General features: G+C 34.2%; 25 protein-coding genes, 1 tRNA gene and 3 pseudogenes. 8 read left to right on the forward strand and 21 right to left on the reverse strand.

Annotated features, from left to right (window positions below; translation table 11 throughout):
* Positions 1 to 298: 298 nt before the first annotated feature.
* Positions 299 to 2686, reverse strand: a complete 2388-nt coding sequence (locus tag AC1M36_RS15385; protein WP_336452787.1) for an immune inhibitor A domain-containing protein — start codon at positions 2684 to 2686, stop codon at positions 299 to 301.
* A 379-nt stretch (positions 2687 to 3065) separates the two neighbouring features.
* On the opposite strand from AC1M36_RS15385, the gene AC1M36_RS15390 reads away from it, so the two are divergent.
* Together AC1M36_RS15390 and AC1M36_RS15395 are read left to right on the forward strand one after the other, a co-directional pair.
* Positions 3066 to 3197, forward strand: coding sequence for an anti-repressor SinI family protein (locus AC1M36_RS15390; protein ID WP_098359351.1), 132 nt, complete (start codon positions 3066 to 3068; stop codon positions 3195 to 3197).
* Between the two features lie 82 nt (positions 3198 to 3279).
* The gene (locus AC1M36_RS15395) at positions 3280 to 3603 is read left to right on the forward strand and encodes a helix-turn-helix domain-containing protein (protein ID WP_336452788.1); all 324 of its coding nucleotides are present in this window, start codon (positions 3280 to 3282) and stop codon (positions 3601 to 3603) included.
* An 89-nt stretch (positions 3604 to 3692) separates the two neighbouring features.
* Here the strand turns inward: AC1M36_RS15395 and calY are convergent, their stop codons facing one another.
* The 9 genes from calY to AC1M36_RS15440 form a co-directional block, all read right to left on the reverse strand.
* Positions 3693 to 4286, reverse strand: a complete 594-nt coding sequence (calY, locus tag AC1M36_RS15400; RefSeq protein WP_336452789.1) for a biofilm matrix protein CalY — start codon at positions 4284 to 4286, stop codon at positions 3693 to 3695.
* Between the two features lie 277 nt (positions 4287 to 4563).
* Positions 4564 to 5232, reverse strand: coding sequence for a TasA family protein (locus AC1M36_RS15405; RefSeq protein WP_336452790.1), 669 nt, complete (start codon positions 5230 to 5232; stop codon positions 4564 to 4566).
* Positions 5233 to 5305: 73 nt separating this feature from the next.
* The gene (locus AC1M36_RS15410; protein ID WP_336452791.1) at positions 5306 to 5896 is read right to left on the reverse strand and encodes a CalY family protein; all 591 of its coding nucleotides are present in this window, start codon (positions 5894 to 5896) and stop codon (positions 5306 to 5308) included.
* A gap of 69 nt (positions 5897 to 5965) precedes the next feature.
* On the reverse strand, positions 5966 to 6820 hold the full coding sequence (locus AC1M36_RS15415) for a DUF4047 domain-containing protein (protein WP_336452792.1): 855 nt from the start codon (positions 6818 to 6820) through the stop codon (positions 5966 to 5968).
* Positions 6821 to 7064: 244 nt separating this feature from the next.
* Positions 7065 to 7655 carry a TasA family protein gene (locus AC1M36_RS15420; RefSeq protein WP_336452793.1) on the reverse strand — a complete coding sequence of 197 codons (591 nt, stop codon included), beginning with the start codon at positions 7653 to 7655 and terminating at the stop codon, positions 7065 to 7067.
* 60 nt (positions 7656 to 7715) lie between these two features.
* Positions 7716 to 8291 (reverse strand): signal peptidase I SipW, encoded by a 576-nt coding sequence (gene sipW / locus AC1M36_RS15425; protein WP_336452794.1) that lies wholly within the window; start codon positions 8289 to 8291, stop codon positions 7716 to 7718.
* Positions 8292 to 8425: 134 nt separating this feature from the next.
* Positions 8426 to 9694: a D-alanyl-D-alanine carboxypeptidase family protein gene (locus AC1M36_RS15430; protein ID WP_479846015.1), complete on the reverse strand. Its 1269-nt coding sequence runs from the start codon at positions 9692 to 9694 to the stop codon at positions 8426 to 8428.
* Between the two features lie 156 nt (positions 9695 to 9850).
* The gene (locus tag AC1M36_RS15435; protein ID WP_336452796.1) at positions 9851 to 10078 is read right to left on the reverse strand and encodes a hypothetical protein; all 228 of its coding nucleotides are present in this window, start codon (positions 10076 to 10078) and stop codon (positions 9851 to 9853) included.
* Between the two features lie 117 nt (positions 10079 to 10195).
* Positions 10196 to 10732 (reverse strand): hypothetical protein, encoded by a 537-nt coding sequence (locus AC1M36_RS15440; protein WP_479846016.1) that lies wholly within the window; start codon positions 10730 to 10732, stop codon positions 10196 to 10198.
* A gap of 212 nt (positions 10733 to 10944) precedes the next feature.
* On the opposite strand from AC1M36_RS15440, the gene AC1M36_RS15445 reads away from it, so the two are divergent.
* The 5 genes and pseudogenes from AC1M36_RS15445 (at position 10945) to AC1M36_RS15465 (ending at position 12683) form a co-directional block, all read left to right on the forward strand.
* Entirely contained in the window at positions 10945 to 11166 is a 222-nt protein-coding gene (locus AC1M36_RS15445) for a hypothetical protein (protein ID WP_336452798.1), read from the forward strand.
* 236 nt (positions 11167 to 11402) lie between these two features.
* A tRNA-Val gene (locus AC1M36_RS15450) sits at positions 11403 to 11475 on the forward strand.
* 319 nt (positions 11476 to 11794) lie between these two features.
* A pseudogene (locus AC1M36_RS15455) lies at positions 11795 to 12040 on the forward strand (LexA family protein); the annotation flags it as partial.
* Positions 12018 to 12266 carry a hypothetical protein gene (locus AC1M36_RS15460; protein WP_336452800.1) on the forward strand — a complete coding sequence of 83 codons (249 nt, stop codon included), beginning with the start codon at positions 12018 to 12020 and terminating at the stop codon, positions 12264 to 12266. The pseudogene AC1M36_RS15455 and the gene AC1M36_RS15460, both read left to right, overlap by 23 nt.
* A gap of 81 nt (positions 12267 to 12347) precedes the next feature.
* Positions 12348 to 12683, forward strand: coding sequence for a hypothetical protein (locus AC1M36_RS15465; RefSeq protein ID WP_479846017.1), 336 nt, complete (start codon positions 12348 to 12350; stop codon positions 12681 to 12683).
* 59 nt (positions 12684 to 12742) lie between these two features.
* Here the strand turns inward: AC1M36_RS15465 and AC1M36_RS15470 are convergent, their stop codons facing one another.
* The 3 genes and pseudogenes from AC1M36_RS15470 to AC1M36_RS15480 all read right to left on the reverse strand — a co-directional run.
* Complete coding sequence (locus AC1M36_RS15470) at positions 12743 to 13003, reverse strand: hypothetical protein (RefSeq protein WP_033799691.1); 261 nt, start codon at positions 13001 to 13003, stop codon at positions 12743 to 12745.
* Positions 13003 to 14091 carry a response regulator aspartate phosphatase gene (locus AC1M36_RS15475; protein WP_479846018.1) on the reverse strand — a complete coding sequence of 363 codons (1089 nt, stop codon included), beginning with the start codon at positions 14089 to 14091 and terminating at the stop codon, positions 13003 to 13005. Before AC1M36_RS15475 ends, AC1M36_RS15470 begins: the two co-directional genes overlap by 1 nt.
* Before the next feature lie 158 nt (positions 14092 to 14249).
* Positions 14250 to 14393 (reverse strand): annotated as a pseudogene (locus tag AC1M36_RS15480) (N-acetylmuramoyl-L-alanine amidase); the annotation flags it as partial.
* 173 nt (positions 14394 to 14566) lie between these two features.
* On the opposite strand from AC1M36_RS15480, the gene AC1M36_RS15485 reads away from it, so the two are divergent.
* Positions 14567 to 14839 (forward strand): hypothetical protein, encoded by a 273-nt coding sequence (locus tag AC1M36_RS15485; RefSeq protein ID WP_479846019.1) that lies wholly within the window; start codon positions 14567 to 14569, stop codon positions 14837 to 14839.
* A 215-nt stretch (positions 14840 to 15054) separates the two neighbouring features.
* Here AC1M36_RS15485 and AC1M36_RS15490 read toward each other — a convergent pair.
* From AC1M36_RS15490 to AC1M36_RS15525, 8 genes and pseudogenes are all read right to left on the reverse strand, one after another.
* Positions 15055 to 16107: pseudogene (locus tag AC1M36_RS15490) on the reverse strand (N-acetylmuramoyl-L-alanine amidase).
* Positions 16104 to 16343, reverse strand: a complete 240-nt coding sequence (locus AC1M36_RS15495) for a holin (RefSeq protein ID WP_479846020.1) — start codon at positions 16341 to 16343, stop codon at positions 16104 to 16106. Before AC1M36_RS15495 ends, AC1M36_RS15490 begins: the two are co-directional and overlap by 4 nt.
* On the reverse strand, positions 16343 to 16555 hold the full coding sequence (locus AC1M36_RS15500; protein ID WP_241818675.1) for a hemolysin XhlA family protein: 213 nt from the start codon (positions 16553 to 16555) through the stop codon (positions 16343 to 16345). The genes AC1M36_RS15495 and AC1M36_RS15500 overlap by 1 nt, the downstream gene beginning before the upstream one ends.
* Before the next feature lie 42 nt (positions 16556 to 16597).
* On the reverse strand, positions 16598 to 17557 hold the full coding sequence (locus tag AC1M36_RS15505) for a tyrosine-type recombinase/integrase (protein ID WP_479846021.1): 960 nt from the start codon (positions 17555 to 17557) through the stop codon (positions 16598 to 16600).
* A gap of 231 nt (positions 17558 to 17788) precedes the next feature.
* On the reverse strand, positions 17789 to 18466 hold the full coding sequence (locus AC1M36_RS15510) for a hypothetical protein (RefSeq protein ID WP_336452806.1): 678 nt from the start codon (positions 18464 to 18466) through the stop codon (positions 17789 to 17791).
* A gap of 355 nt (positions 18467 to 18821) precedes the next feature.
* Complete coding sequence (locus AC1M36_RS15515) at positions 18822 to 18965, reverse strand: hypothetical protein (protein ID WP_241818671.1); 144 nt, start codon at positions 18963 to 18965, stop codon at positions 18822 to 18824.
* Positions 18966 to 18998: 33 nt separating this feature from the next.
* Positions 18999 to 19526: a hypothetical protein gene (locus tag AC1M36_RS15520; protein WP_479846022.1), complete on the reverse strand. Its 528-nt coding sequence runs from the start codon at positions 19524 to 19526 to the stop codon at positions 18999 to 19001.
* 37 nt (positions 19527 to 19563) lie between these two features.
* A partial coding sequence (locus AC1M36_RS15525; protein WP_479846023.1) for a phage tail spike protein occupies positions 19564 to 21053 on the reverse strand: 1490 nt, incomplete at its 5' end.

The raw sequence follows: 21053 nt of genomic DNA on the forward strand, positions 1-21053 counted from the left end.
CTAAACAGAAAAGTTTTCTATCCATTCTTCAACTTATATAACTCTATTTTAATTTTCAGCGTACCTGTCACTGCTATGAAAATAAAAGTAAATTTCCACCCAGTTTCTCTTTTTTTACTTGGCCTGGGGCTAAAAATGGTCTGACCGCTTCTACGCATGATTGGACCATCTTTCCCACCTACAAGAAAAGATTTTCTATCCTTAAAGTTTCATTATATATGAGTTTTCATTTCATATAAAATACATTTGCTCATGAAAAAAGCTGTTGAAAGGAAAACTTTCAACAGCTTCTTCAGAATTAACGATATAAGCGAACTGCACCTGCAGATTTATCATCAGCTTGGCCAACTACTTCAAATTTCAGGCCAAGTTTCGGTAAGATACGTCCTGCATCTGGAATTTGTTTGTTAATATAAGTTTTAGAATCGTCGAATTTCGCAACGCCTGGTAATCCATTGTATTCAAATGTTCCACGAGTTGGTGATACAACTTTCCAAGCTGGTGTTTGATCGAAAGAGAATGCTGCATCAGCAATTTGATAACGTGTGCTATCTTTAAATGTTGGCTTGCCATTTAAAGTTCCTGCAATTGCTTCAGGATGAGAGTCAACTACACCAAGGAATCCGTATCCTGGATGTACGCCAACCCAGTTATCTGTATAGCTAGAGTCTGCATACCATACAACCATACCTGTGTTGTACACTGGACCACGAGCATGTTTAAGCGCTTCGTCCGAACCAGCATAGTTTCTCCACTCTACATAGTAGTTGTGCTTTTTCTGCTCAATTCCGTTAGAAACAACGAATCCATCTAGCTTAAATTGAGTTTCGCCTTCTGCATCATCAGAGAATACAACTTTACCATCTACTGTTAGCGTTGCATTATCAAGAGTAAATCCATTTAATGCTAATCCACCATCAGTAATGTATTCAAATACAAGCTTCACTTTTTTGCCTTTGAATTGGCTTAAATCATAAGATTTGTCTACCCATTTTCCAAGTGATGTATCCGCACCATCTTTTACATTCTTCTTACCAATCGTATCGATTAATGTTTTTGTGCCATCTTCTGCAACTGCATGTACTTCTAAGAAATCATAATCTGTTTCGATTTCATACAACGATTTGTAATCAAACTTTGCATTTGCTGCGTTTGTTAAATCAAATAAAGGTGTTTCTAATGTTGTATGAAGGTCGTCACCTTTTGTACTATAGTAGTACTTCTTACCGAATGCAGGCTCAATTCCTTTTACCTCTTTATCTGGTAAGTTAACACGAACCATGCCTGGTCGAGCTGTTTTTGTTACACTTTGATCTAAGTATGTTGCATAACCAATTCCTCGGTTTAACTTATCATAATCTACTTCCACAATATTCGCCCAGTTTCCACCAATTGTTTTTTGGAAAAACTCTTTGTTTTGTGGAGATAAACTTGTTGGTGTTGTTCCAGCAATTTTACCTGCCCAGCTACCGCCACTCATAATTGACCATGATTGAATTGGTTCACCACCGCCAGAATACTTTGTATCATACTCATCTGGAAGTCCTAAATCATGACCATATTCATGTGCGAATACACCAACTGCTCCATCTTCAGGTTCAATTGTGTAGTCAAATGCTGCCATTTTACCATTCCAGTATGGTACTTTTGCTTGTGTACCTTCTATTTCATATGGTTTTTGGCCAATTGTCCAGCGATGTGACCAAATTGCATCGTCACCTAACTTACCGCCACCAGCTTCTTGTCCAACACCAGCATGGATAACCATTAAGTGGTCAATCAAACCGTCTGCTTGATTTTTATTTCCATCTTGGTTTACATCGTATTGATCAAATTGATCAAATTCTGATAAATCAAGGCCACTATCTACCGCAGCTTTTAACGCATCTTTGATCAGATCACGAGGTCCTAATGGTCCTTTATTATCATGACCACCGTCTCCAGCATCTGCACCGTAATCAGCCGCTTTACCTGGAACTGTTAACCATTTTGTAACTGTTCCATCTACTGTATAGCTACCGCCAGATTGTTCTTCATAATATTTCTTAAATGTTTCAATGCTTGTCCCATCTTCTAATTTAAACGGTTCGTCACCAAATAACATTTTTTGATAATGTTCTTGGTTAAAATCACTAGAATACATATAACCAGGCTCTTTATCGATATTGTTATGTTTAAAGTCTGCATACTCTACTAATAAAACTAGTACTTTATCTTTACGAACCTCTCCGTTATACTCTTTTGCTTTTGCAGGAGCCGTTGGTACTTTACCATTTAAGGCACCTCTAACTGGACCTGTCCCAGCACCATTTCCATTTGCTGGCTGTTCTAATTTTTCCTTTGTATCTGCCTTTGCATCTTTAACCTTCTTCAAGAAATCAGATGCTTCTTTTGTAACAGAATCACCAGTTGTTACTTCTTTCCCCGGGTTGTCACCCTTCTTTTTCTCTACATACTTTTCGACAGCTTTCTTTGTTTCTTCTTTTGAAGCTGATGAATCAATTACTCCACGTTTTTTCAGAGCATCCGCTAAACGCTCCTCTGGAATTAAATGATCATCAATTGGACTTGTAGGTGTTTTTGCAGGTGTTTCTGCATAAACAGATTGGCTACCAGCCCCAAACGAGCAGCCTAGTACAGCTGCTAAAGCAAGTGTTGATAACACTTTGAATGGTTTCTTTTTCATCCCCATTTCCTCCCCTAATAAGAATATGTACTAATATTTAGATAATAATAAAAATTCAGTAACTTTTCAATAATTTGTTTTATTTTGCGTTATTTTGTAAAATTCGTAATATTTTTGTAAAAATTTCATATTTTTCATAAAAATACTCATCTATATATCAGTTATTTCTGAAGATATTGATAATTTATGATAAAACTATTACAATTTCTTTATAGAATGACGAAATTGTAACTTCTTCATTGGTTTTACCTACAAAATATACAATAAATTAACATTATTTTTACCAAATTAACTTTTCAAAACATTATAATGTGTTTAAAAGATTGTTTATTTTGTACGATTCATGACATGACAATTGAACATTAGGGAGGAATACATTTTGTACAAAGACAAGGCAGATACGCTAGATCAAGATTGGATTGATTTAATGCTCGAAGCTCTAGATGCTGGAATCACGATTCAAGATATCGAACACTTTTTCCAACGTATGAACCAGCCTACTGGAAACTAGCAGAGGTGTTCTTTTTAACGAAATTTGTGTTATACTAATGACATCATAAGCCGATTACATACTTACAGAAAGGTGCGCAAAGATGATAGGAGAACGCATAAAACGCCTTCGTTTGCAAAGAGGGATTTCTTTAACAGAACTTGCTGAAAAAGCCGGTGTGGCGAAGTCTTACATCAGCTCTATTGAACGTAACTTGCAAAAGAATCCTTCCATTCAATTTCTTGAAAAAATCGCAAATGTTCTACAAATACCAGTTGACATGCTCCTCCATGACGAAACAACATCCGAAAGCCAATTGGACTCGGAATGGACACATCTCGTCAAAGAAGCCATGAACTCCGGCGTTTCAAAAGAGCAATTCCGCGAATTTCTAGAGTTTACAAAATGGAAGCAAAACCAGAAATAGTGTATACGAGAAGGGGTGCATACTGGGGAGCACTCTTTTTTTATTTAAGAAAAAAGCGGGGAATCTCCCCGCTTTTTTGCTTAATTTTCTTATCTTTCTTCCCCATCTGTTTGGTTTGCATTAAATGTCCATTCTAGGTTTAATGCATCGCCTTGGAATTTATTTTGATCGTCTTTATTATCCACAAACTCAAATTGTACCCATAGGTAATCTTCTGTTCCAGCTTCTAAACCGCCTTTTTCACCCCACTCTGGAGCAAAGATATCTTTCGCTAAAACATCTGGATCAACGTTTTGTAAATCTGCTAGTGTTGTTTCATATACAGGTTCACTTTGTTTATCCCAGTTCCAAAGGAATTTTACTTTAATATGCTTACCGAAATCTTCCCCAGCATTATCGCCTTTTGCATCTTTTACTTCGTATTTCGTTACTAATTTCACATCTTTAATTGCTAATGTACCACTGTTCTTTAATAAGAACTCTTTCTTAACAGTATCACCTGGTTTTAAATCTTTAATGTCTACAAGTGTTTTTGGGTCCAAAGTAAGATCTAATGTACCCGCTGCAAACGTATTATTTGATACTTCTTTGTCACTAAAGTAAGCGAACGTTCCTCCACCGATTAAAGATAATCCTAATGCCGCTGAAGCGACTCCCATACCTAATTTTTTCTTTAAACTCACTTTAAATTCCCCCTAGCTATTTTTTATTGTTATCTCTTAATACAGGATAAGAGGTATGGCAAATGTATGTACAATATCCTCTAAATCCGTCTGTTCTTTAAAAAGTCACCTTATGTTCATTATAAAGAACGTAAGGGTGTAATTGCAACTATAAAATAATATTAATTTTGTTATCTAAAAACAGTTAAAAGTATTTCTAAGTTTTCTTTATTAAAGCCCGCTTCAATTCCTCGCTCACTTCATCTGCACTCTATTTCTAGACATGTACAAAAAAGAATTAATCCTTCCTATACTTCATTTGAATATACTTTTTATAAAAATAAAATCCACACCATACTAAGCCAAGCCCTATTAAAATCAGGCTACTCTGCTGCATACCTGTACGTGGTAGCTGCCAGCTATTATTAGAATTTACGGATGTAGGAGGTTGTATTTGATTGCTTCCCATTTCATTTTCAGTACCCATACCATTCCCGCTTGGTCCTTCCGCATAAAAAATAAATTTTACTATTGTTTGTAATCCTTGATACTCATTTCCTAACTCTTTAGGAACATGTATCGTATAGAGAAGCTCGTCAATTTTATCAACTGCTAATGTGCGCTTTTCCATACTTTGAAGTTTCCCAAGACTTCCCTCATATAAAACTCTTTTTTTATCTTTTACAGTGATCCTAAGAGCTTCATATAATTTCTCAGATCCTTCTGAAACCTCGCTTTTTATAATATATGATAATTTCTGTGTCCCTACATTACTGATACGTATACTTCGATTTGCCCAGTCACCCGGCTTCATATTTGAAACATGGAATAGTACTTCTTTTGGCTCAAGGCTTATATCTATTTCTCGCCGCTCCTCCGCATACACTTGATCAATATTTTTTGTAATACCAATGAATAATACTAGAATCAGATATATACTCATGATAAATAACCACTTCTTATTCATATGCATCCCTCATATAACAAGAATTGGTATAGAAAAAAGGCAGGTAAAACCTACCTTTTTTCTATCAATTCTATTATTTTTCTGATCCTTCTGTTTGTTCTGCTTCAAATGTCCATTTCAACTCAAGTTTATCACCTTGGAATTGATTTTGATCTTGTTTATTATCTACAAATTCATATTGTACCCAAAGATAATCAGAATCACCATGTTTCAAACCGCCATTTTCAGCAAACCAACCTGCAAAAATACTTTTTTCCACTGCATCTGGAGACATAGCTTTTAAATCAGCCAATGTCGTTGAGAAAATAGGTTCACTTAATTTATCCCAATTCCAGAAGAAATTCACGCGGATATGCTTACCGAAGTCTTCTGAATTATCTCCTTTTGAATCTACTACATTATAATCCGTTAATAATTTCACAGTTTTTATATCTAATGAACCATTATTGACAAGCTTAAAGTCACGTGTCATTTTATCCCCTGGCTTAATATTATCAACATCAATAATCGTCGTTGGATCTACAGAAAGATCTAATGTACCTGCTGCAAATGTATTATTTGATACTTCCTTATCACTAAAGTATGCAAATGTTCCTCCACCAATTAAAGATAGTCCTAATGCAGCTGATGCAACACCCATTCCTAATTTTTTCTTAATTCCCATCCCATATTCCCCCTGAACTTCATTTTTTTTATGTTAACCTCTACATTTGTAGAAGGTATAACCCAAAAATCAGTGATTTTCATGTACAGCGCTTGAATCTCGTTTCTGTACTTCTTCTTTATTCTCTTCAGGTTGTTGTAATACTGGATTGGTCTTCTTCACATGTTGAGCTTGATTGACTTGTTCTTGTTTAGGGTTTGATGGTTGCTTTATTTCTTCTTGTCTGCTTGATTCTTTTTGCTCAGAAGAAGGTACTACTTGTTCTTGTTTAGACTTTAATGGTTGCTTTATTTCTTCTTGTCTGCTTGATTCTTTTTGCTCAGAAGAAGGTACTACTTGTTCCTGCTCTGTTTTTTGAGGTGTGTTACTTACCTGTTGCGCTTTTTCATTTTCGATTTTCTTTTGTAGGGTTAGCATAAATTCTTCGATTTTTTGTACCGATACTTTTTTATCAATATTATCCTTCATGCTCCCTACTTTAGTAAAACCACCTTGCACATATTGAAGCACTTGCTTACTTGAATCGCTATTATTTACCCTTACATTTTCTACTGATTGCTTATAATAATCTTCTATTTCTGCATATATTTGCTGCAAGGCCTCACGTTCTACTTTTACTTTTTCAAATTGTTCTCTCCACTGCTGCACTTTTTGTTCGAGTACTTCTACAGAATCAGCTTTTGTTTCCTTATTCATTCCCTCAGCTACCTTTAAAATAAAATTCTCATGCTGCTCTGCTTCTTTCATCAAAGTATCAATCGTTTTTGGAAATACAATTGCAGTTGAAACCGTAGAATAGACTTTTGTCTCATTTACAAAAGCAGCCTCTGTATACGTAACTACTTGTGATCCCATATAGAAAGCCATTGAACACATACATGGTAACATGAGCATTGTTTTTATTTTTTTTGATGATTTCAGCATTCCAATCTCTCCTATTACTCGCATTCAATTCTCTATAAAGAACATAATTTCATTATAAAGAATAAAATCCGAAAATTAAATAAAAAATATAGAATTTTTTTACAATTTTGTGTCATATAACCTTTCTGCACATTAAAAACACCTTAGTTCTATCGATCTATTCTCTCGTGTACATATCTCCGTATAATCGTTCGAAAATAATATATACAATAGAATAGACTATCAATTTGATAGCCTATTCATATCATTCTGTCTCTATACCAGCTGTTTGTTGCGCTTCAAAAGTCCATTTCAACTCAAGCATATCTCCTTGGAATTGATTTTGATTTTTTCCATTATCCATAAACTCGAATTTCACTTTAAATGTATCCTTGTTCCCCGCTTTAATTCCCTTCTCATCTACTCTCTCAGAAAGGGCGTCGTTATTAACTGGTACGGATGGTTTTCCTGTTAATTGAGATAATTTCTTTTCTTTTATAATCGCATGTCCCTTGTCCATATTTCTTAAAATCGTTACTTTAATATGGTCACCAAAATCTTCAATATTGTCACCTTTTGCATCTTTCACGCTATATTCGGAGTATAATAAAACTTTTTCAATATCTAGCGTACCGCTGTTTACCAGTTCAAAATCACGAATAATCGTATCACCAGGCTTAATATTATTTACATTAATAATTGCTGTCGGATTTGCAGTTAAATCAAGCGTACCTGCCGCAAATGTATTATTTGAGACTTCTTTATCGTTAAAGTACGCATATGTTCCTCCTCCAATTAATGATGCTCCTATAATTGCCGATATAATTCCCATTCCCAATTTTCTCTTTAAGGTCATGTCCATATCCCCAATACTATCTATATATTTATAATCTCCAAAGTAGATAAAATAACGGAATTACACAGATTGCCCAACATCTGTAGATTTATTTTTCTTTTCATTGTCAATGCTGCGGATTGCACTAAAAATAGAAATTATAGAATACATGAGTAAGCATACGCCTGGAATAATTAAAAGCAAGGCAGCTCCAGCTTTTGAATTTGCATAGTTCAGCAAATATCCTACATATGGAATTGTAATATTTTCATATTTTCCAATAACATTTTCCGCTAAGACTGGCTTTAAATCTGGGCCATTATTATTGTCACCTTTTGTTTCATACATGACTTTCCCATTTACATCTTTCACACCAATAACACGGTGAGTGACAATTTTTTTCTCATCTTCTTTAAAAGTAATTACATCACCTTTTTTATATTTAGATCCATCTTTCGTTGGTTCAATCGCAATAATTGACCCTGTTAAAAATGTTGGTTCCATCGATCCAGATAGTACCGTTTTAAATTGATATCCCATTACGGTTGGATCCCCGCCGCTCGCTTTTGATGAAATGACAATAAACGCTAAACAAACCATGAGCGCAAATAAAACAAATGAGATAACGTTACTAATAATCTTCCAAACTAGTTTCATCCGTATCTCCTCCTTTTTATTATGTATATGCACGTAAAACAAGGATATCCTGAGTTGTTCTTAAAAGAGAACTTAAATCAATACTATAATGAACAACCGGAAAACGCAATAAAAAATAGGCAATGGATCATTGCCTATTCCCCTTCTGAAATCGCATTCTTTTTAGCTCGCCTTACCATATATAAGCCTATTATCATGCAAGCAATACATCCAATTCCGATACTTGCCATCAACCCAAATGGGTACGTAGGCTCAGCTGGCTTTATATTTTTTTTAGGCATTGCAAATGTCACATCTTCCTTAGAAAGAACATTAATGCTTTCAATCGTTTGATTATTTTTCGTCACATCTACTGTCCCGATCACATCTCCGCGTTGAATTCCTTTTTGATATAATTGTTCCTTATCAACCGAAGCCGCTTTAAAAACTGTTTTCACATTCTTTCCTTCATCTTTCTTTAACATCAATTCTGCACTTTTTTCCAGTTCACAATCTATATTTTTGTCTAAATATGTTGCCTGCTGATGCCAATTATTTTTATCTAATACCATTTGCTTTGTAAATTGAGCGAAGGAATAATCTGCAATTTGACGCATATCTTCATAAATTTCGGGTCTTTGTGATGCCATCACAACATTGATAATACGATTGCCATCTTTCTCATTTAACAATACAAGTGTGTTGCGTGCTTCATTTGTAAAACCCGTTTTTCCCCCAATACTGTATGGGTTTTCAAAATAGGTAGCTTTATTAAAAATAGAAACCGTTTGTCTAGATGTTGTAACCGTTATCCTTTTTGTATTCATAGCTTGTAAAATCTCAGGATATTGCTGAATCCCTCTCGTAATCATTGCCATATCATATGCCGTCGTATAATGATTTGGGTCATGTAAACCATTTGGCGTTATAAAATGACTATCTTTTGCTCCTAGTTGCTTTGCTTTCTCATTCATCATATTTGCAAAATTCTCTATACTTCCTCCAATACGTTCACCAATTGCATACGAAACATCATTTGCACTCAGCACCATTAAAATTATAAGCGCTGTATTCCGATCGATCGTTTCCCCTACTTGAAATTCAAGTTGATAATTACTCTTTTCCTGATCTAATGCAGGTTGTGAAAACGTAAATTGCTCCTCCGGCTTCACATGCTCCATTAATAAAATAGCAGTCAATACCTTCGTCATACTTGCTGGAAATGCATGTTGATATGCATTTTTGTCGTACAACACATCCCCTGTTTTTGCATCGATTGAAACTGCAAACTGACCAAATACATTTGGCCCTTGGCCTAGTGCCGGTACTGGTGCAGTGCCAGTTTCAGCGTACAATGTCATAGGTGTTAAAAAGAATAAACAAATAACCATCATAAAAACCAAAATCTTCTTACAATTTACCATATGACTCTCCCTTTTCTATTTTCTTTTTCACCGTATGTACTAACTTTACCAATCCGACAGCGAATTGGTATTAAAATGGAAAAATAATTACCGTTTTTCACTATATCATAATTTTACAAGAAAGGACATAATCATACGCATAAAAATAAGAAGGACTCATTCTTTCTTATCCTTCTCATCAGCCAATAAATCTATTAAATTATTTCCAGCTTCCTCTTCTGTAACCTCATCAGTCATTCCCATAAAGGACCAGCCCTTTGAATCCACCCATTCAATAAACTCATCTAAAAATTCATCATGAGAAACATCCACATCAAGAATCGCACCATTTATTGAAATTGTTCTATTTCTAGGTACACGCATCTTGAAAGTTTTTCTTACCATTCGTATGTGCTCCTTTAATCTATGAATATTTATAAATCTATTCTCTATTTCTGTTATATACTATTTCCATGACGTTGTAAAAAGAATATCCTACCAAAACAACTAGAAATGAAAGATTTATTTGCTATGTCTCTTCATATAATCATCATAAGTAGGTATTTCACTAGCATTACCAGCCCCTGCTTTTGCACTATTAAATACATCTTTCTCTTTCAATCTGTTTTGTCCGATATCAAGATCATGTAAAATACGATGAACATATATTAACGCTGTTGTATCATGATTTTGAACTGAAATAGCAAGCAATTTTTTAGCTCGCTCCAAATCTTCTTTCAAATCCCCTTTACATAAAGAAACCGCTTCTTTTAACGTTGTATCAATTAATTTGAATCCCGATTCATTTTTTTCCCAAGCTGGAGCATCCGTTTTCTCAAAACCCTCATACTTTTCCCAACCAGTAATATGATTTAAATCACTATGCATTTCTCTAATCTTCATGCCAATATCTTTTGATTTATCTACCTCTTTCATTGTCTCAGTTTTTTCAACATTCGTTTCTTGTTTATCTGTTTTATGAAACCACATAACGCTGCCGAGTATAACTCCAAATAAAACAAGGCCTCCCATAACAAAACCAATCACTTTTTTAACCATTGTGATACTCTCCTTTCATTTATAGATCATAGGCTTATATCGAAGTTTCAAATTAAATGAATATATATTATTTACAATGATACTGTATTACCGATTCACACGTAATACATATAAACTTCTACCCGATTTCATTTACTCTAGTATGTATTCTGTATATAATTAAATGGGATATTTAGGCAAATATAATAAACCAAAGGAAAAGGAGGCGTTTTATGACTCGTTGTACGAATTGTAAAGCGAAATGGAAAGCAAAAGATACCTGGTCACTTCTCATGCAAAATGATGGTAAGGACTGTCCTTATTGTTTTGAAAGACAATATCTTTCAGATGATACGTTTGAATTTGGTGCTCATGCTTTACCTTTCTTATTTCTTTTTCCCTTCTTTGTTGAATTAAGTGATACAAGTCCTTTATTAAAGTTTAGGAAGAAATAATACAAGCTGACATTCTTTTCTTTCATTTAAATACTTGCAATGATCACTTCTAAAAAAACATACTCTATAAACCTTTCTTTCTTCTAACACGTAAAACCTTTCCATACACTTCTCATTTCCAACTAGTATATAACAGTTTACATATTGTAATTAAAAACTATTGTAATGTGACAATTAGTTATGTATAATCAACTTAACAGAATTATCAGACATAAAACAACATCAATATTTATTACGATCCCGTAGCTCAGCAGGGAGAGCGCCACCTTGACAGGGTGGAGGTCGTGAGTTCGAGCCTCTCCGGGGTCATACTAAAAACCCTGTTAAAATGCGATTCCTTAAAAATATGGAATCGCATTTTTCTATTCCTAATCTTAATTGATCACATTTTGACCACATTCACTCCAACATAAAACACCAATTAATAATTGATGTTTTATGTTTCTTCTATATTATATTTCATTTCTTGTTATGGCATAGGTTATTCAATGTGTACATGATAGAGAACTAAACTGGTTTAACTCTCCACCATGTATACATTTTTTGTTGTCTATAACTAGAACGTATGTTTGATTTCATTCTATTTATTTAGTATTATATTTCCTATACAAAGAGAGGGTACTACAAAATGAAAACATTAACTCCTAGACAAGCTCAAATTCTAACTTTCATCCAAGAAAAAGTTATAGAAAACGGATATCCTCCAACTGTCAGAGAAATTTGCAAAGCAACTGGCCTTGCTTCTAGTTCCACAGTACATGGACATTTACTGCATCTAGAAGAGAAAGGGTATATTCACCGTGATCCATCTAAATCACGAACAATTAAAATTTTAATTGGAGGAAGCGCATATGATAATCAATCCGATAGCATTTGAAAAAGACAAACTAATTAGAGAAATGTTTATGGCTCAAAAACAAAGTGGATATCTATTAAATCAACAAAGTAATCAAATAGAGATTGCACACCTTATATATGAACATCAATCATATAAACAATTTTTACTAGACAATCCTAGTGCATTAAAAATCTCTTTAGAAGAATTAAAAGAGAAACATACACAAGTAATTGATTTACTTGAACGAGTTAAAAACCTCTAAAATGATACTATGAGAATGTGATATTTACAGTTATTACGTAAAATTGGTATGATTTAGGTATTACTTCAAGGAGGTTTTTTGATGAGTTATGATACAGTAGCATCGCTACAACGTATGGAACAATTAGCGCAAGCAGAAGCCGCAGCAGGAAAGAGATTAGTATTAAATCCAATATATTCCACTTTAGATACATGGCTAATTGTTATTGCATTTATTCTATTCATTCCAACTCTTACTTTTTCTTTAGTAGCATTTTTGGTTTACTATTATACAAAGGCAATTTTCACTAAAACACAATTAGTAAAGAATGTAGCTACGGGTGAAAAGTTTTACGTTGATAAACAAGAATTTAAACAATACAAGGAGGCTTTTAAATCGAAGGAAAAACAGGTTAGAAAGATATCTGATTTAAAGTAAAAAAAGAAGAAGAACATCTTTTAGTGAGGGTAAATGTTCTTCTTTTACTGTAAATTCACTTAAATTTCTTTTGCTACAATGCCTCCACCGTTTCCATGCGCATTAGAAGGCGAACCACCACCGTCACCAATATTAACATAGTCAGGTCTTGCAGGAGCTCCGCCACCATCCCCCTTATTATCAGATATCGTATCAACTTTATTTAACGCTAAATCTGGCCTTACAGGTGCTCCTCCATCTCCTTTGTTTAATGTCGAAAATCCAGTTGTTATAGATACCGCAAATGCACAACCTATTGTTGTTAAGAGGATTTTTTTTATCATCTTAATGCTCCTTTTTCCATTTGTTTTTTTCGGGCTTCTTTACCCATGCGATAATACTCGACTGCTTTTTCATAGTTGTTGTCATTATAAAATTTATCAGCTAAACGATCTGCATATTCTTCAATGCAATCAAATAATTCTTCTTTTTCGAAATACGAAATTCCTGCCAAAACAGCCGTTTCCAATGCAGCTGTATTTGTATTCATTGCTTTTAAAATCATGAAACGATGTTGATACTCCTGATTTTCCAGTTGATCACAGATGTACAATCCTTTTTCTATTAATCCTTCAGCTTTTTCATATTCACCTATTTTCAAATTTTCATCCGATTCCAAATAAATTGCACGAAAATGATTTTGAGAGTGATTTGTAACTTCTGATAAATGACGAATTGCTAATTCTGATAAATTTTGATTTGCATACAGTAATCCTAGGTTATTTCGAACCATCAACACATATTTTTTATGATTAGCTTTTCGAAATACATCTAGTGCAGCATTAAATGTTTCTTCAGCTAATTCAAATTGTCTTAAATCGATACAACATAATCCAAACATATTTTCACATAAAGCAACATTAATCTCGCAATCTGGTTGCTTTATGAATTCTTCTTTTGCTTTTTTTATGCAATCAATCGCTGACATATGTTGATAAGACTGATTATAAAAATAGCCTAATCGATAATAAAATTCCGCCTGTTCCAACTTATTTGGAACATATTTCAAAAGATTTTCAGCTGTCTCAAATTGTTCTTTTGCTTCTTTATATTTTGTAACAAACATAAGATAAATGGCTTTGAAAAAGTGATAATAATATGCCAAGTATCCTTTGTTAGGAATTTCAAAAGATTCCACATTATTAAAGCTATCTTCTTTAATCGAAATCCAGTCAGTCAGCACATTATATCTGAAATTTAATAAGGCAAAATACAGTAATACATCTTCATCCAATTCTACATGATTAATATTATTGTCAATTTCTTCTTTTAGTTGCCTTGCTTTCTCCACTTGTTGTTTCAACATTGATTGATACCAAGTATCGAATAAGTACTTGATTTGCTCTTTAGTTACTATATGTGCACTCATAACAAGTCCCCCCCTCATTTTCCTAAATACTAGCATAATTCTATATATTGTATATAAACTCCCTGTTTAAATTAATTGAAAAATAATTATCAGAAAATATTTTCCTAGGGAGGTAAAGCTTAAAAAACCGACTCAATTAAGAGCCGGTTTCTTTTACGTTAACGTGCGTTTACGTACGCATCACTAGCCGTAATGTAGTACGTATTCCCTTTCGAATTGTGTACTTTGTATTGTGATGATCCATTGACAGTTACTTTTTCATCGATTGTAAATCCTAGTCCTGCATCTAAAGTTCCATTCACTCTCCCTCTAAAATTATCGTAAGGAGCATTATTTGTATTAGTTCTATATCTAGTAGGAATCATTCTATCATGTAGAAATAAAATAATAGGTTAGTAAACAAGCCGTTTTTTTACTAAAACATAGAATAATATGACCCTTAATTGAAGGGAGGTATAAAAAATGTGCTGGGAACATGATTGTTGGAAATCTAAGGACAAGCATCATTGTGATTGTTGGAAGTGTAAAAACAAGCGTCATTGTGATGATTGGAAATCTAAAGACAAGCATCATTGTGATTGTTGGAAGTGTAAAAACAAGCGTCATTGTGATGATTGGAAATCTAAAGACAAGCATCATTGTGATTGTTGGAAGTGTAAGGAAGATAAGTGTCATTGTGATTGTTTCATTATTTGTTGTTGTAGTCGAAAACATTGGTAATATTTTCAATAAGCTTCATTTACAGTAATATATTTAGTAATTATTAAATTGCATTTTGCGTATAATACAAATGACACCTAGAGCAAGCACCATAGAAAAGTACCATCTTCAACTGGGGAAGATGGTACTTTTGGCTTTATATGAATACATTGAGAATTGACTACATATAATTTTTAATAGGTTCAAGAGAAACCACAAGAAAAAGGGCATTCCTCCCAATTCAGAATGCTCTTTTTTCATTTCCTACTTCACATATACATAGGCTTTATTTGCAGTAACATAGTATGTTTTACCTTTGCTGTTGTGTACCTTGTACTGCGGAGAACCATTTACACTTACCTTTGCATCAATTGCAAATCCTAATCCTGAATCTAAAGTACCAGCAACATCTTTATCCTGCCAAGATGGAGAATCATAGAAACGTAGATTGTCCACTTAAGCAACAACACGTTTACCTGCAATTGGATTAACTGGTTCTTTCTTCTCAAACTTGATGTAAGAAGGATTGTTATATACCCACTGATCCCCACCGAGATTTAACCATCCATCTTTTTCGCCCCATACTTTATATGATTCTGGTTTATTCAACTGACGAATAACAGAGTAACTTGCACCTGCCCCTTTACGAAGATTTACATTGTAACCTTCAATATATGCGATTCCTTCCACATTTTCGATTGGTTCGCCTGGTTTAGACGGTTTCTCTGAAACGGAAATATCACTGTTATTATATGCACGTTTTACATCAGCACGAAATTGCGCTTCTGATACACCGTGACTACGTAAATAATCAAGTGGATCTTCGTGATCTGTACCACCAAGATATTTCGTTACATCGTAGTGAGTCCACAATCCTTTTTCTACAGATAGATTGTTATCTTTTAAGATTTTAGCCAATAGCTTTACGTACTTATCGTATGAACGTTTGAATTTATCATAATTTGCTGTTTCACATAATTCTACATGTACAAAACGTTTATTAGCACTTGAACCAGCCCCATAAGCGATATACTTTGTATCAGCGATTTGAATTGTTTCATTCCAATCTACTGCATAATGTACGAAAGCCGAACGCCATGTACGAGACTCATACTTTTTAATATTAATAGCTGGAGCTTCTGGGGTTGCTGTACTGTGAGCAACAACGCCTTCATAAGCATCTACACCATATCTATACGGCTGCTTAGGTAAATCAGGAATAATAAGCGTTCTGTCAGCAAATGCACTCGTTGCAATTGACAATACTAAAATAACGGCTAATAAAACTGAAGAGATTCCCTTTAATGTTTGTTTCATTTTACATCAGCATCCTTTTTCATAATTTTTGTGTGGTCAAATAATCCACTTGCTGATAGTCCGATGATGATTCCTTGAAATACATTTGTTTTAATATCTTCGCCCAAAAATAAAACGCCTAGCACAATGCCAAGCGTTAAATTCACTAACGGAATGTATTTTGTTTGTAATCCAATTGTTTTTGCAATCTGTGAAAGACCAACGACAATTCCAATCATTACAGCTAAACTAATCATTACATACCACCTCCTTTCAATAAGAAAGCGAGAATAGCTGCGATGATTCCACCAACAATACTTTTCACAAGCCAATTTGTATTATTGAGGATTTTTTCAATGTTTTCTTCGATTTTTGCTACCTTACTTTCTACAACAGCAAGACGTATCTCTACATTTTGCATCTTTGATTTGTTTTCTTCACACTCTTTGCATTTGTCCACTGGTCTCATCCCCTTCCACAATAAAAAGAAGGAACATTTTGTCCCTTCTTACTAGGCAATAAATAATTTTGGATCCATACCAAAAATCTTCGCGATATCCTCTTCACTTCTATCCTTCAGATATGATTCTGTTGTAGAAATATCTGAGTGATTCGCTAAAGACTTTAGCATTTCTAATGGTATTCCTTGAACTTTCAAGTTATCTAATCGACTATGTCGGAAACAGTGTGGATTAATACGATATTCTTTACCTTCTTTTCCGCTTAACATATGGCCAAAAATCTTACACCAATAATTAAATGTACTTTTATTAATTAATTGTCGTCGACCGTTTTTATATAACTTTACAAACAACTGAGGAATCGCATCCCTACCTCTTTGATTCAAATACATTTTTATACACTCTTGTACACGATCGTTATAGTACAATCGAAATTTCTTCCCACATTTACCTTGTACGATATTAGTGTAATATTTTTGAGTTAATTCATTTTTTTGTACCTGATATACTTCATTTTTTCTTGCTGCACTAAAATATGAAAGTGATAAATAAGTTGCTAACATATATTTCTCTTGTTCAAGTAATTCATCAATTAACCAATTAATTTGGTCCTCAGTGATAAATGTAATTTCTCTAATTGGATTCTTAGGTAAACCTCGTACCCTTGAACCTACATTGAATTCATAATTATAGTCATCATCGTCTGCGCAAAATTCAAGTGCTGAACGTAAAGCACTCATCAATCCATTTACACGTGCATTGGACATCCCCATTTCTTGAAAGATGATAGATAAATTTCGAATATCCTTTCGTGTTAAACCAATAAGATTTTTATTTTCGAAGTGTTCATGTATTAGAAACAAAATAATTCGTAAATCCCAATTGTATTGCTGTAAAGTGCTTGCCGCTTTTCCTTGTGCTTTCTTTTCAATTAGAAAATCTTTGACTAGATTTTTATTTTCTTGGCTAACATGCTTTTCATAAATTGCTTGATTTACTATTCGTTTCACACTGATCATCTCCTCAAAATAAAAAGAGAAGCGAAATCGCTTCTCTTAAACTTGTATAATGACCTCTTAATTTTTTGTCGAATTCTTTCAAAAACTATTGTATTATTTGGAAGAAAGGAGGTTGTAACATGTCTAATTCAAATCAAACAAATACTCCTAAAGTGACTGCAACGCCTACACCGCGTGAAATCCGTTCAGGAGAAAGACCTACATACTCAGCTCCGCGACCACCTAAGAAGTGACAGTCGGGTTTAAATGGTCTAACTCATTGACTACTATTCCTGATTTCGTGTCTACGTAAGTTCTTTTAACAGGATATTTATAGTACTCATGTGATTCTTTCCATTCTTCAGATTCATCTAGTATTAAGGATCGTTCCGTCTCAAAAGGGCGGGACATCCTAATTACAGCTCCATATGTTTTTTCATCTGGCTTATCAATTTTGTACATTTCCACAATAAGTGCCTTTTCCTCAGCTTTTTCAAGCCTGAAAAAGAATGTATCCCATACACTCGTATCTTCTGAAAGTCTAGAGGTTTTACGTTGCTTCCTTACCCTGTTAACCAATTTCAAAACCAGTTTGTATAAATAGCTTCCCCACATAAAAGCAACTAAAAAACTAAAACAGGTACTTAACAACACGTAACTCATCAAAAATAGTAAATTTGTTGATAATGTGCTTATCTCTTTAATGTCGGTAAGATAAATAGTTGGAATTGATAATAGATATACTGCTAGGTTATACGTAATAATTGTTAAACCAGTAGTTGGAACCCACAGTAAGGCTACAAGCCCTACCATTTCAGTTGGTGTATGCTTGACTGTTGGATTTAAGCCAAAGAGTTGTAACCAAAAATAAGCAAGTAATCCTGGTAAAGAAAATATAATTATGGAAATAAACTGTTCCATATATTCACCTCACATACCCATTTAATCATATAAAACATTTATTCTCTTTCTATATTAAAGAAAAAGAGAGTTAAAGTCTCCCTTTTTCTATTCAAAGCCGTATTTTATTCAAATTTACGACCCTGTACCTTTCCAATAAAAACCTTTTTAGATTTTCCGTTCATCATATTGCGAAACAACTCATCAGTACATTTACAAGGTCTAGTAGAAAACCCTCCATGACTATATATTATTTCTGTAACTTGATTACACGTTTTGCATCGCTTTTCGGTTGTTGAGACTATGTCGCCAAACATATCTCTTATCATACTTTAGCCTCCTTATTAAATACCTATATCAATTCTAAAGTGTATCATTAAAAATTACTTTCTTTACATTCCGCCAAAACACATGCGACACCCATAGAAACTTGTTTATCAAAATTTCTTTTGGCTTCATCATAATCCATAAAATAGAATACATTAGGTGAATAGGAGTCTTGTATAATAACAATCCACATGATTCATGCTCCTTTCAAAATAAAAAGACCAGCTTATTGCTGCTCTGTAGGTTCATTTGGCGTTTCTGTTGTTTCTTCTCCTTCTGTTGGTGGTGTAGTTGGCTCAGTAGTGCCACCATCTCCTGTTTCTTCTGGATCTGGTTCCTCGGTTGTCGGTGGAATAACAGGGTCTGTTGGTTGCTCTGGTTCTTTTAGTTCTTCTTTCACAGGCACCACTTGTTTTACATCGATTCTTGAAAAGATGTAATCTCCAACAACTACTGTTACAGTGTTACTGTTGTTTAATTGTTCATTTAAGAAGATTGGATCATAATCATTTGTCGTAATCGTAATTGTTTTTCCGCCGTTTGTATGAACTTCAACTTTTGTAGTGCCTTCCACAGTTTGATGATCAAGTGGAAGAATACGTTTCACATCGATTCGTTGAATAATAAAATCACCGATAAGCACGGTGATTAGGTCATTATTATTCAATTGATCGTTTAGCACCTGTGCATTGTATACCTCAGTTTGCACCGTGTGTTTTAACCCGCTTTGTGTATGGATTTCAATTTTTTGCATGTTTTTCCATCTCCTTTTGTATTTTTAATAATTTATATTAAAATGTTCCACCTTTTCTTGACTGGATAAAAAGACGTCCAGTAACAGTGGCATTTATTCTAGCTAAACTATTAGGTGTAATTTTAATCTCAACATAACGACCGCGTTGAAATTTCCCTTCATCATCCTTTGCTATATATGGTTCCAAGTCTATATCTTGTCCACTTGTTGAGGTGAAAGGAACTACATTACCATCCACAGTTATCGTTACTTTTGATGGCGTCTCGTTAAATTCGAAGATGCCGTACTCAATTTCGTGGGTATGGTTGGGCAATGTCATATCATGTGTATGGCTTGGTGTACTGTAATCATGTGAGTGAGGCGGAACAGTAGTACTATGGGTGTGATTTGGCAATGTAGTCTCATGCGTATGGTCACCACTAGAGCCATGTGTGTATAAGCTTGAACCTGTTCCTTTTACGTATATTGAAGCTGATGTATTCCTACCTGGATCAGAAAAAGCTGTATGCAATCCTATTGTAGTAGGTTCAGCAGGCATAATACCACCGCCATGAAACATCTTATGAACGTGGTCTCCACCCCCACTCGATGTTTTAACAATACCGCCACCTGCGCTACTCGTTATCACCAATCCGCCACCTGCCGATGTTGTAGACATGTTTGATCCACCTGCGGAAGTCGAACCCACAACAGCCCCACCGCCTTTTATCGCACGTTCGTAGGCTCTAAATCTTAAAGTTTCAAATGTGAGCAATAATTCATTCACATTCATAACATCATTTGGTATTTGAAACCTTATAACGGCTGGATGATCTGGATCACAATTATCTTGGAAATCACGACTATCAATATTAGTTGAACCTTGTGAATAAGTATCGTTTACTAATTGCTTCTTTTGTAAATCAGTAATTGTTGTTCCGATATCTTCACGAACGTTTCCAAGATCAAACTGTATATTCGATGGATCTCCATAAATATCCGGCTTAGTAATTTTCATGATTCTTAAATCATCATTTGTATCGACATCTTGGTCATATACACCAACTATTTTTGCAATGTCATATTTTATAATCTTGTATGGATCAATGAGTTCGTAATCTATACAGTCCACAGAAACAGTGGTTTGCGGCTTCTTATACTTATCTAACAAGGCTTGTGCTGATGCTTTTAATGATTTTGCATCTTCAAAACATCTATCAACCCATATTTGTTTATGAATGCCGTGTTCATCAATAATAGGGAATTCTGCTTCTAAATAAGGTACACCACCATTTACTTTCTCAATTCCTAACTGGTTTACCCCTTCACCATATCCAAGAGGGAATATTCTAGTTATCAACCCAGTTGGATCTTCTTCCTTCTCAATACCTTTTAAATTCTTACCATATCGAATGGTATCAACTTTTTCATTAGTTACACGAACTAGATTAAGGGTAAAGGGATATGTTGTATCATCCCAAGTCCACAAATAGGACTCATTGAAAGGCTTAGGAACACTTACAAGTGCATTTAAAAGTGAATTTTCAT

It is taken from the genome of Bacillus sp. Medicinal_06 (assembly GCF_056711665.1).